Raw genomic sequence first — 12,639 nt, forward strand, 5'->3', positions numbered from 1 at the left:
TGTTGGGCCGAAGTCATGGGCCGTCAAGACTCACGGAACCGAACAGTGCCCAGTCTTTGATGTGGGTGCTGTGCCCGCCCGCGGACGGTCAGCGGTGGTGCACGGTGATCGTGTGCTCCGCGCTGACGCCGTTCACGGTGACCCGCAGCACCGCGGTGCCGGCCCGCCGTGCGACGAGGGTTTCGGTGCCCGGGTCGTAGGAGACGACGGGTGTGCCGTGGCCGCGGTAGCCGCCCGGCAGGTCTACGCGGGTCCCGGTCCAGTCGGCGCCGACCGGCCAGGCGACCGGGACGGTGCGAGTGGTGTCCTGTGTGAGCGTGGCCGACGCAGCGGCCCGCTCGCCGACCTCGAGGGTGTCCGGCGCGTCGAGGGTCAGCGAATCGACGCGGGCGTGGACCTCCGCGCGCAGCCACCTCTGGGAGTCGTCGGACGGGACGTGGAAGGCGTCGGTGACGCGGCCTTCCGCCGGGTCGATGCCCAGCATCGTCCAGCCGGTGAAGCCACCGCCGTCGGGCGTGCCGGCCGGGCTCTTGCCGGAGTTGCCGTTGACCAGGTACGGGATGCCGTCGACCGAGGCCGCGGAGAAGACACCGGCGTGGGCGCCGACGAACCCCGCGGACTTGTGGCTGCGGGCCCGGAAGCCGGCGAGCCACCGCTCGACCAGGGCGGCTTCCTTGCGGTCACCGAGTTGACCGGCTCTGTCCGGCAGCGGGTCCTCGGTGGGGTGGTGCTCGAACACCACGACACCGCTGACGGACGGGTCGACGGCCGCCGCCGCGAGCTGGTCGTGCAGCAGCTGGAGCTGGGCGAAGCCGCCGCCGCGCAGGGTGCCGCCGGAGGAGTCGAGGGTGATGAAGCGGGTCCCCCCGGTGTCGAAGACCGACGTGGTGTCCCCGAACTCCGCGCTGAAGTTCACCGTCGACCCGGGGCCCATGACCTCGTGGTTGCCGGGGACGTAGTGCCACGGGACGCTGTGGCCGGTGCGGGCGTCGAACTCGTCGAGCAGCTCGCGGGCGAGCGCGAAGTCCGCGGGCGAGCCCTCGTCGACGAAGTCGCCGTCGACGACCAGCAGGTCCGGTTCGGCGTCCGCGATCTCCGCGAGGGTGCGGCGGGCCGCCTCGACCTGGGGGCTGTCCGGGTCCCGGGCGACGAACTGGGCGTCGGACATGACGGCGACACGCAGGGGTCGGTCGTCGACGGTTCCGTCGGTGACCACGACCGGGTCGGTGACCTTCGGCGGGACGGGCGACCGCACGTCGGGCGCGACCTCGACCCGCAGGTCGCTGACGGTGACGGCGCCGGTGTAGGAGCGGGCGGCGCTGGTCTCCAGCAGCCGCACCCGCTGGAAGGTCAGCGGGTGGACGGTGCCCGTGGGCACGGGGAACTCGGCCTTGCGCCAGCCGGTCCAGGTGATCGGGGGGCCGTCGAGGTTGGCGGTGACGCCGGAGCCGGAGCGGTACTGCAACCGCGGCCACTCGCCGTTGCCGTCACCGTTGATCCACAGGGTGACGGCCTGGGGCCGGCCGGGCAGCGGGATCGGCTGCGGGGGCACGGCGTACTGACCGCGGGTGGCCGTCGACCTGGTGAAGTCGTAGGTCAGGGTGAGACCGGGGGCGCCGTCGTGGCCGGGGGCGGGGCCGACCGAACCGCCGGGGGCGCGGTCGTGCGCCGAGGTCCAGGACGCGGCGTCGGACAGATCCGCGAACGTGGTCTCGGCCAGACCGACGGTGACCGCCACGTCCGCGGTCAGCTTCCCCACCGTCAGGTGCAGGGTGGCGGAGGCTCCGTCGGCAAGGCCCCGCACGGTGAAGGTGGCGTCGCCCGTGGGCCGCACCGACACCACGTCCTCGCCTCCGGTGACCTCGACATCGGACGCGTCGAGCGGCGCGGAGTCGCCGAGGGCGTCGTACCCCCGTACGGTCAGACTCGTTTCGCCGCCGACGCCGTTCAGGGCCAGCAGAGTGCTGTCCGGGGCGATCCGCACGGCGGGGGCGAGCACGGTCAGGACCGCCGTGCCCGTGGCCCGGTGGCCGGACGACACCACGACGCGAGCACGGCCGGAGCGCCGGCCGGTGACGAGGGCGGTGCCCTGCTCGCGGGCGTCGACCGACACCCGGCCGTCCGCGCCGCGCCACCGGACCGGGCCGACGGGCAGGGGTGCGTACGTCTCGTCGTGGGCGAGGGCGCGTACGGTGCGGTGCAGTCCCGGGAAGACCCGGTCGGCGCCGTCGGCGGACAGGGCGGGCAGCACGCGCAGGCCGTGCACGGTGCCCGAGCCGGGGGCCGCGAACAGTCCGAGTCCGTTGGCGACCGGCCGCTCCGAGCCGTCGGACGGGCTGTTGACCAGGCCGGTCACGCTCTCGCCCGGCAGCCGGGCGGCCATCGTGGTCGAGCCGCCGCCGTCCATGTTCAGGGCGTCGACGGCGCCCAGGCCCTTCATGAAGGTGCCGAGTTCGTTGAGGTCCATGCCACGGCTGTCGGTCTGTCTGCCGTCGATCGCCACCAGGTACATGGTGCGGCCGTCGGCGGAGAAGCCCACGCCGGTCCGGGAGGTGGCGGTGACCGTGTCGCCGTCGGTGAAGCGCTGCACCACGCCGTCGGAGACCAGGGCCTGCCCGCCGCCGACGGCGACCGCGACCTCGCCGAAGTCGGCGCGCGGACGGTAGGCGACGTCGACGGCCTCGCCCGGCACGAGCGCGGCGAGCGCGTCGGCTCCCGTATCCCGGCCGATGAGCACACTGGCGCCCGCGGGGATCGGATCGGCGCCGACGAAGGTGCGTACGTCGGTGACCTTGCCGTCGCGCAGCCATACCTCGGCGACCCGGTCGGCGCCGTGCACGGGCTTGGTGCGCGGCGACGGGCCCCACCGGTCGGTGAACAGGCCGATGCCACCGGCCGCCAGAGCCGGCGAGTTGACGCCGGACAGCTTCAGGTTCCGGGTGCCGTCGACCGTGACCTGGCCCTCCAGGAACACCTGGGCCAGTCTGCCGATTCCGTCCGTGCCGATGGCGACCGCCTGGTTGCGGCCCGCGGTGGGCGAGTTGACGAGGCCGTCCGCGCGGGAGACGGCCGCGCCCACGGGAGCTTCGGTGTCGTTGATGTCGAAGTAGTCACCGTTGATCGCGGCGACGGCCCCGGTGCGCCTGGCCTGCTCGGTGACCCGGGATCTGCCCGTGACCGTGCCGGAGGAGATGTGGTCCACGCTCAGCCGGTCGTCGGCGAGGTCCGCGACCAGCACCTGCCCCCGGACCCACCCGCCGGCGCCGAACCGGTCGAAGCGGATGAGGCTCAGGCCGGGCGCGATCGGCGTCCGCTGCTCGTCGGTGACGATGGACTGCCCGGGGACGCCGGGTATCAGCCCGTGGGCTCGGCCGTCCGCTCCCGGCGCGCCGCGGAAGGTCGCGTCGTAGGACCCCGTGTCGTAGGACCCCGCGCCGTCGGTGACTGCGCCGTCGGTGACTGCGCCGTCGGTGACTGCGCCGTCGGTGACTGCGCCGTCGGCGACCGCGTCGTCGGCGACCGCGTCGTAGGAGGTCGCGGCCGGTCTCTCGGACGTGAGCGCCTGAGCGGTCGTCACCGTTGCCCCACCGACGCCGAACGCGGTGGCGAGCGCGATGACGACGGCACCGCGCCGCGCCGCGGCACCCGGCCACCGGAGGGCGGAGTCAAGTGGCAGCGGCACCGGCGGGCCTCTTTCCGTCAGCGTGCGGAGACGCGTGGTCCGCACTCAGTGCACGCGCCCAGGGTGTTGAAGCGCCCAGAGGTACGTGACGGTCGGTGATGCAAAGGGTGAACATCGGTCCGTACGACGGTTTCCCGAAGCGTGCTCGACGGCGGCCGCGGACGGGAGGGTCCCGACCGCGGTCGTACGGTCGGCCCGCATGTTATCGGCGTGCCGCCTTGAGCGGTTCTCGTTAATGCGTACGTCCCGGGTCCGAATCCCGAAAGCGACTCGCTTCCGACCTCGGTCAAATAGCATCTGACTTGGGTTCTTTCCCTGCTCATTACGAATTGCGGTTCACGGGTGGAGGGTGGCGACCTGCCTGAAGCCGCCCCGCCGGGGGGCGACCGGGGCTCGCCCGGCCGACCTGCATGGATTCGGCCAACTGTGGCCGGCGGCCCGAGGCACGCGTCGTTTGAGCCGGTCTGGAAATGCGCACTTCGGCGGGGTATCCGCCCGGTTGAAATCGCGCCACGCGGGAGCTGCGACTGCCGGGGCGGGGATTTATGGTGCCTATGTGTCTCTCCGCCACCGACCGGGGGGACACCAACGGGGATGGGGGAGACAGTGATCCGCTTCTCGGCGACGGTGGACGACATGGCGAGGGTGAGATTCTCGCTCTCTCCGCTGGGCGAGACGGTCTACAGCATTCGGATGCTGGCCTCGGCAGAACGCAGAAAGCGGCACCAGCCGTGGGCCGACGACGTGCGCGCGAGGCTCAGGACGGTCGATCTGTTGTCGCTACGCGCGTTGATCCCGCCCACCGGTTACATCCCGGACTTCCTCACCCCGCCGCCGGACGGCTCCGGGCCGCGCAAGATCACCGAAGAGCTGGAGATGGTGCGCTCGACCCCGAGCGAGCACTTCGTCGCCGAGGTGTCCTGGATGGCCGCCGACCCCGGCACGCCCGCGGCCTGGCGGCAGGAGGCGGCGCCCCTGCACCGGCAGATGCTGGCCCGGCCGGAACCGGCCGTCGCCCGGATCGCCGAGCAGCTCCACACGTACTGGCGCCTCACGCTGGAGCCGCACTGGCGGCGGCTCCAGGGCGGCCTCCACTCCGACATCCGCTCCCGCATGCAGGTGATCGAGAACTCCGGGGCGGCCCCCGTGTTCTCCTCGCTGCACCCCCGGATCGCCTGGCGGGACCAGAAGCTCACCGTGCGCAGCGCCTACGACTACCAGGAGGACCTGGGCGGCCGGGGCATCGTGCTCGTACCGAGCGTGTTCTGCGGCCCCGAGGTGCTCACCATGACGCCGCCGCAGCAGTCGATGATCGTCTATCCCAGGCCGGGCGTCGAGGAGTTGTGGAGCCGCGGCGCCTCGGACCAGCCGAGCCCGCTGGCCGCGCTGCTCGGCGGCGTCCGCTCCGCGGTGCTCGAAGCCCTGCTGGTGCCCGCCTCCACCGGCGACCTCGCCGGGGACATCGACGTCACCCCCGGCGCCATCAGCCAGCACGTCGCCGTGCTGCGCGAGTGCGACCTGGTGACCAGCCGGCGCGAGGGCCGGCGCGTCATCCACTCGCTCACCGAGACGGGCGAGGCGCTGGTACGGGGTGCCGTGGCACCGGGCGGCCGTCGCCTCTCGGCCTGAGCGAAGCCCGCGGGACCGGCCGGCCGTACCGCCGAGGGGCGGGTGTCCTGGATCGGTTTTAGCGGGGGCTAAAAGCGTTGGGGACGCCGTCACTCGTGTGTTTGGCTCACGGTGCGACGTCGACCGAGACGAACTCGGGCCCTCGGCCGCCCTCATGACAGAAGGCGGGCGGCCGGGGCCCGGCCGCCGGACATCCGGCTGCCCCGAGCCCGCCTCCCCCACGACTTCCACGCGTTCCTCCATGCAACCCTCCCGGACCGACCCGAAGGGAACTTCCTGGTGCCCGCAACCATGTCCGAGGACAACCGCCTCCACGACGTCGTCGTGGTCGGAAACGGCTCGCTCGGTCTGTCCCTCGGCCTCACCCTGGCCCGCCGCGACCTGCGGGTGGCCGTGCTCGGCCGCCCGCACCGGCCCGGGGCCGCGTCCTCGGCCGCGGGAGCGATGCTCGGCACGTTCGGTGAGATCACGACCACCCTGCTCAAGAGCGACTACGGCCGCACCAAGCTCGACTGGGCCTATCAGGCCGCCAAGCTGTGGCCCGAGTGGCTGGCCGGTCTGTCGCCCGACTCGGACGGCACCGACCTGCTGACCGCCGACGGCACCGTCGTCATGCTGAACACCGTCGGCGTGCCCGACATCGACACGCAGAACTTCAAGGCGATCCGCACCACCCTCATCGAGTACGGCGAGAAGTTCGAGGACATCGACCCCGAGGACATCGAGTGGCTCGACGCCGAGCCCACCGCACGTCCGCTCCAGGCGATGTTCCTGCCCAACGAGCACGCCGTGAACGCCCACGGGCTGCTGGCGCGGCTGGAGGAGGCGTTCATCGCCGCCGGCGGCACACTGATCCCGGAGCAGGCGGTGCGGGTGGACCACGCCGACGGCCGGGTGCGCGGCGTCGAGCTGGACTCCGGGACGGTCCTGGCCACCGGGCAGCTGGTGCTGGCCGCCGGGTCCGCGTCCCAGACGGTGCTGGACACAGTCCCCCACCAGGCGGCCCGTATCCCCCGGCTGATCAGCGGCTACGGCGTCTCCGCCCTGGTCGACACCGAGGACGGCACCGCCCCGCGCAGCGTCATCCGCACCCCCAACCGGGCCTTCGCGTGCGGGCTGCACGTGGTCCCGCGCGGCGCCGGACAGGTCTACGTCGGCGCCACCAACATCATCTCGCCCGAGCCCCGCGAGACCCCGCTCATCTCCGACCTGCTCTTCCTGCTGAACTGCGGCAACCGCCAGGTCCGCCGCAGCCTCGGCGAGAGCGGGGTGCGCGCGGTCCAGGTCGGCAACCGGCCCGTCGCGCTGGACGGCATGCCGCTGCTCGGCGAGACGGAGCTCACCGGCCTGTGGATGATGACCGGCACCTACCGCGACGGACTCACGCTCTCCCCGCTGCTCGCCCGGGAGATGACCGCCCTGCTGCTCGGCGAGGAGCCCGGCATCGACCTGGGTCTGTTCCGCCCGGTCCGCTCGCCCATCCAGCCGCTCGGTCGCGAGGAGGTCGTGGAGGCCACCGTCACGCACATGCTCGCCACCGGCTACGAGTCCAACTGGACCGTGCCCGTGGAGTGGCCGTTCACCATCGAGCACTACCTGCGCGTGGCCTACACCCGGATCGCCGACGAGTTCGACCCGGCCTTCACCCCGCCGCCGGAGCTGCTCGCCTCCTCGCGCATCCACCCCTCCATCGCCCGGGCGCTGCGTGAGTACTACGCGACCAGCCATGCGGCGTCCGCCAGTTGACCCGATCGACACGCATACGGGGAAAGGACCGACGGACCGTGTCCGACCAGTCACTCGCACATCACGTCGAGGACGAGGAGTACCTCGACGTCCTGCTCCGGGAAGCGGAGCGCACGCTCGCCGAGGCCCGCGTATGGAGCCCGCGCGAGGACGCGGAGGCCCTGGCGGCGCATGTGCTGGGCCTCGCGGACAGAGCCCCGGAGCCGGCGAGGGAGCCGGTGCCGGCGGCCGCCGCGAAGGAACTGCGCGCCCTCGTGGCGCGCCGCGCCGCCCGGATCCCGCTCGGCCACCTCACCGGGCGGGCCCGGCTCGGCGGCATCGAGGTCGCGGTCACCGAGGACGTGTTCGTACCGCGGTTCCCCACCGAACTGCTGCTGGCCTGGGGCCTGTCGGCGGTCCGCGCGAAGCGGGCGCCGGTGGTGGTCGACCTGTGCACGGGCTCGGGGGCGCTGGCGCTGGCCTTCGCGCACGCCAGGCCCGACGCCGAGGTGCACGCCGTCGACCTCGACGCGGCCGCGCTCGACTGCGCGCGGCACAACGCCGCCACCCGGGCGGCGCTCGGCGACACCCCGGTCACCGTGCACGCGGGGGACGTCACGGACCCGGGGCTGCTCGCCATGCTCGACGGCCGGGTGGACCTGGTGCTCGCCAACCCGCCGTACGTGCCCCTGGGTACGGAGCTGCTGCCGGAGTGGGGCGTGCACCACCCCCGCCGGGCCGTCTTCGCCGGAGCCGACGGCCTCGACGTCATCCGGGGCGTCGTCGAGTGCGCGACACGGCTGCTGCGTCAGGGCGGCGGCCTGGCGATCGAGCACGGGGACGCGCAGAGCGACGTGGTGCCCGAACTGCTCGCCGCGACCGGCGCGTTCGCGCGCGGCGAGGGCCACCGCGACCAGGAGGACCGCCCCCGCGCCACGACGACGTACCGCTCGGCTGACGACGGGAGGGGCGGCGCCATGCCGACGGCCTCGGCCGCCGAGGCCGGTCTGGCGCAACTGCGCGCCGAACTCGACCAGATCGACGTCCGGTTGCTGGACACCCTCAGGACCCGCATCGAGTGCTGTGTACGGATCGCGGAGCACAAGCGCGAGCACGCGGTGCCGATGATGCAGCCGCACCGGATCGGCATCGTCCAGGAGCGCGCCGCCCGTTACGGAGCCGAGCACGGCGTCGACCGGGCGTTCCTGCGCCGCCTGTACGACCTGGTCATCGAGGAGACCTGCCGGGTGGAGGACCTCGTCATCGACGGGGAGCCCGCCGCGCGGCGGCCGGTCGCGGGGGACGGCTCATGACCCCCCGCCCGGTGCGCACGCTCCTCATCGACAACTACGACTCCTTCACCTACAACCTCTACCAACTGCTCGGCGAGGTGAACGGTCGGCCGCCGACCGTGGTGCGCAACGACGTCGACTGGTCCGGCCTGGACCTGGCCGACCACGACAACATCGTCGTCTCGCCGGGGCCCGGACGCCCGGACCGGGAGCGGGACTTCGGGGTGAGCGCCCGCGCGATCCGCGAGGCCGGACTGCCCGTGCTCGGCGTGTGCCTCGGTCACCAGGGCATCGCCGGACTGTTCGGCGGTACGGTCGAGCACGCGCCCGAACCGATGCACGGCCGGGTCTCATCGGTGCGCCACGAGGGGCAGGACATCTTCGCCGGGCTCCCGTCGCCCTTCTCCGTGGTGCGCTACCACTCGCTGGCCGTCACCGCGCTCTCCGACGATCTGGAGGGCCTGGCCTGGACCGAGGACGGCGTGCTGATGGGGCTGCGCCACCGCACCGAGCCGGTGTGGGGCGTGCAGTTCCACCCCGAGTCCATCTCCACCGAGTACGGGCGCGAACTGCTGGCCAACTTCCGCGATCTGACCCGGGGCCGCCGCGGGCGGGTCCGAGCCACGGTGCCGCCGACGCCGTACCACCTGCTGGTGCGCCGGCTGGCCGGGGCGCCCGACACGGCGACCGTCTACGCGGAGCTGTTCGCCGGCCGGCGGCACAGCTTCTGGCTGGACAGCGGCTCGCACGCCGACGGCAACGCCCGCTTCTCCGCGCTGGGGGACGGCACGGGACCGCTCGCCGAGTACGTCACCTACCGGGTCGCCACCCGGACGGTGCGGGTGGAGCGCGCCGGACGGCCCGACGAGGAGCTGTCGCAGGGGTTCTTCGACTACCTCGGCGAGCAGCTGCGCCGCCGCGCGCTGCCCGCCGACGACTCGCTGCCGTTCGCCTTCAACCTCGGCTACGTCGGCTACCTCGGCTACGAGCTCAAGGCCGAGACCGGGGCCGCCGCCGCGCACACCTCGCCCACCTCCGACGCCGCGCTGCTCTTCGCGGACCGCGCGGTCGTCGTCGACCACGCCGAGCGGACGACGTACCTGCTGTGCCTGGGCGGTTCGCCGGACGACCCGGACGCCCTCAAGTGGCTGGACAGCACCGCGGGCCGGCTCGACGTGCTGCCCGCGGAAATCCCTCGGCAGCGGCGCCCGCTGACCGACGCGGTCCCGCTGGCCGCGGCGTCCCTGGTGCCGCGGCACGGCCGTGAGGACTACCTGGCGCGCATCGACGAGTGCCTGGAGGAGATCCGCAACGGTGAGTCGTACGAGATCTGCCTCACCAACATGGTCACCTCGCCGACGGTGCTCGACCCGCTGGACACCTACCGGCTGATGCGCGGCATCAGCCCCGTCCCCTACGGCGCCCTGTTGGACTTCCCCGGGGTGGCGGTGCTCAGTGCCTCGCCGGAGCGGTTCCTGTCGATCGGGGTCGACGGGGTCGCCGAGTCCAAGCCGATCAAGGGGACCCGGCCGCGCGGCGTCACGCCCGAGGAGGACGCCGCGCTGGCGGAGGAACTGCGCGGCAGCGCGAAGGACCGCGCCGAGAACCTGATGATCGTGGACCTGCTGCGCAACGACCTCAACACCGTGTGCGAGGTCGGCTCCGTCCATGTGCCCAAGCTGTTCGACGTCGAGACGTACCCGCCCGTGCACCAGCTCGTCAGCACCGTGCGCGGCACGCTGCGCCCGGGCACGTCCGCGGTGGACTGTGTGCGGGCCTGCTTCCCGGGCGGGTCGATGACCGGGGCGCCCAAGCTGCGCACCCTGGAGATCATCGACCGGCTGGAGGCGGGTCCGCGCGGCGTCTACTCGGGTGCGCTCGGCTGGTTCTCGCTGAGCGGCGCCGCCGATCTCAGCATCGTCATCCGGACCATCGTGGCCTCCCCGCAGGGGGCGTCCTTCGGGGTCGGCGGGGCCGTCATCGCCCTGTCCGACCCGGTGGAGGAGTACGAGGAGACGCTGGTGAAGTCCCGGGCGATGACGGCGGCGATCGCCGCCAGCGCGCCCGGCGCCGGAACGGGGGCCGCATGAACACCCGTCCGTCCGCACCGGCCGGGCCCGGGCTCCGGCGCTGCGTCGTGGCCGGCGGATCCGGCGCGGTGGGAAGCCTGTTCACCGCGCTGCTCGCCGACGCCGGTCTCGACGTCTGTGCCGTCGACCCCGAGGCACCCGCCACCACCAGGCCGGACGTCCGCCTGCTCAAGGGCGACATCACGGCGCCGGACGACGCGCTGCGCGCCGAGCTGGCCGGGTGCGACCTGCTCGTGCTCGCGGTGCCCGAGCCGGTGGCGCTGGACGCGGTGGGTGCCCTGACCGGCGTCCTGCCGCACGGCGCGCTGCTCGCGGACACGCTGTCGGTGAAGTCCCGGATCGCCGAGGCGGTCACGGCCCGGCTGCCCGAGCACCAGGCGGTCGGCCTCAACCCGATGTTCGCCCCGGCACTCGGCCTGCCCGGACGTCCGGTGGCCGCGGTCGTGCTGTGCGACGGGCCGCTCACCGAGGAACTGCTCGGCCTGGTCGCCGGCGGCGGGGGACGCGTCGTACGGATGGACGCCGAGCGGCACGACCGGCTGGCCGCCGCGTCCCAGGCCCTCACCCACGCCACGGTGCTCGCCTTCGGCCACGCCCTGGCCGAACTCGGCGCGGACATCGCGGAACTGGCCGCCGTCGCGCCCCCGCCGCACACCACGCTGCTGGCCCTGCTCGCCCGGATCGCCTCCGGCACCCCGGAGGTCTACTGGGACATCCAGTCCGCCAACCCGTACGCCGAGGGTGCCCGCGCGGCGCTCGCGCACGGTGTGGACGGGCTGCGCGACCTCGCCCGCGACGGCGACGAGCAGGACTTCGAGCGTCGACTGCACCGGCTGGCCGCTGTGTTCGGCGAGCGACTCGACCACTTCGGGGATGTGTGCGCCGGGCTGTTCACGGCACTGCCCGCCCCCTCCCCCGCCGATCCCGAGGAGAACACGTGATCACCGACGAGCCGAGCACCGCCGGGCCCGCCAACTGGGTCGCCGCCCGGATCGACAGGACCACCGACGCGCTGGACCGCGCCTTCGACGAGGGGCTCACCGGTCACGTCATCAGCGGGCGCGCGGGCAAGGAGGTCGAGTTCGCGGACGGCAGCCGTGCCGTCGAGTTCGTCTCCTGCTCCTACCTCGGCCTGGAGGAGCACCCGGAGCTGGTCGCGGCCGCGCAGGACGCGCTGGGCCGCTTCGGCGTGCACTTCTCCTCCTCGCGCAACCGGATGCGCCCCGTCTACCTGGGGCAGCTGGAAGAACTCCTGAGCGAGATCTACGGCGGCCGCCCCGTGGTGCCGTTCACCTCCGTCGGCAACGTCCACCTCGGGGTGCTGCCACTGCTGGGCAGTGGCGCGCTGCCCGGCTATCCGGTCAAGGGCGACGGCCCGGTGTTCCTGATGGAGAAGACCGCGCACGCCTCGATGCAGGTGCTGCGCGGGGTCCTGGAGCAGATCGGCCCCGTGCACCGGTTCGACCTCGCGGACCCGCGGACCCTCGGGGCACGGCTGGCCGACGCGCGGAAACAGAACCGCGTCCCCGTCGCGCTGGTCGACGGCGTCGGCTCGATGGGCGGGCTGATCGACGTCCGCTCCCTCGCCCGGTCGCTGGAGGAGGCGGGCGGGCTGCTGTACGTCGACGACGCGCACGGCATCTCCATCGACGGCCCGCACGGCGCCGGTTACGCCTACGAGGCCTTCCCCGACGGGCTGCCCGGCAACGTGGTGCTGGTCGGCTCGCTGTCCAAGGCCTTCGGCGGCGCGGGCGGCTTCGTCGTGCTGCCCGGCGAGGACGACGTGCGGGTGCTGCGCAAGTTCGCCAACCCGCTGGTCTTCGGGCACTCCATCATGCTGCCGCTGCTCGCCGCCGACGTGGCCGCGGCCAGGCTGCACCTGAACGGCGAGGTGGCCCGGCTCCAGGAGCGGCTGTGGGCGAACGCCGCCCTGTTCGACGGGCTGACCGACGGCCGGCTCGTCAGCGCCGGGCAGCGTTCGCCCGTGCGCGGGGCCCACTTCGCCACCGAGCAGGCCGCGTTCGAGGCCGCGCGGCGGCTGCGCTCGGCCGGTGTGCTGGTGCTGCCCGCCTTCTTCCCGACCGTCGCGAAGGGCACGGGGCTGATCCGCTTCGCGCTCTCCGCGCTGCACGAGCCCGCCCAGCTGACGGCCGCCGTGGAAGCGCTCGGCCCGATCACCCCCTGACCGTCTTCCCCACCGCGAAAGTGAGCCCACTGCCCG

General features: G+C 73.4%; 7 protein-coding genes. 6 read left to right on the forward strand and 1 reads right to left on the reverse strand.

Features of this window, described 5'->3' with window-relative positions; all coding sequences use genetic code 11:
* Positions 1 to 88: 88 nt before the first annotated feature.
* The gene (locus tag ACZ60B_RS31765; RefSeq protein WP_469393063.1) at positions 89 to 3,682 is read right to left on the reverse strand and encodes a phosphodiester glycosidase family protein; all 3,594 of its coding nucleotides are present in this window, start codon (positions 3,680 to 3,682) and stop codon (positions 89 to 91) included.
* Positions 3,683 to 4,276: 594 nt separating this feature from the next.
* Between ACZ60B_RS31765 and ACZ60B_RS31770 the strand changes: the two genes are divergently transcribed.
* From ACZ60B_RS31770 to ACZ60B_RS31795, 6 genes are all read left to right on the forward strand, one after another.
* On the forward strand, positions 4,277 to 5,311 hold the full coding sequence (locus ACZ60B_RS31770; RefSeq protein WP_469393066.1) for an ArsR/SmtB family transcription factor: 1,035 nt from the start codon (positions 4,277 to 4,279) through the stop codon (positions 5,309 to 5,311).
* 279 nt (positions 5,312 to 5,590) lie between these two features.
* Positions 5,591 to 7,057: an NAD(P)/FAD-dependent oxidoreductase gene (locus ACZ60B_RS31775; RefSeq protein WP_469393068.1), complete on the forward strand. Its 1,467-nt coding sequence runs from the start codon at positions 5,591 to 5,593 to the stop codon at positions 7,055 to 7,057.
* 38 nt (positions 7,058 to 7,095) lie between these two features.
* A complete protein-coding gene (locus tag ACZ60B_RS31780) occupies positions 7,096 to 8,349 on the forward strand; it encodes a HemK family protein methyltransferase (protein WP_469393070.1) in 1,254 nt (417 codons plus the stop codon).
* On the forward strand, positions 8,346 to 10,418 hold the full coding sequence (gene pabB, locus ACZ60B_RS31785) for an aminodeoxychorismate synthase component I (protein WP_469393072.1): 2,073 nt from the start codon (positions 8,346 to 8,348) through the stop codon (positions 10,416 to 10,418). Before ACZ60B_RS31780 ends, pabB begins: the two co-directional genes overlap by 4 nt.
* Positions 10,415 to 11,359, forward strand: a complete 945-nt coding sequence (locus tag ACZ60B_RS31790) for a prephenate dehydrogenase/arogenate dehydrogenase family protein (RefSeq protein WP_469393074.1) — start codon at positions 10,415 to 10,417, stop codon at positions 11,357 to 11,359. Before pabB ends, ACZ60B_RS31790 begins: the two co-directional genes overlap by 4 nt.
* Positions 11,356 to 12,603 (forward strand): aminotransferase class I/II-fold pyridoxal phosphate-dependent enzyme, encoded by a 1,248-nt coding sequence (locus ACZ60B_RS31795; protein WP_469393076.1) that lies wholly within the window; start codon positions 11,356 to 11,358, stop codon positions 12,601 to 12,603. Before ACZ60B_RS31790 ends, ACZ60B_RS31795 begins: the two co-directional genes overlap by 4 nt.
* Positions 12,604 to 12,639 lie beyond the last annotated feature (36 nt).

This window comes from Streptomyces sp. NPDC104096 (genome assembly GCF_055584385.1).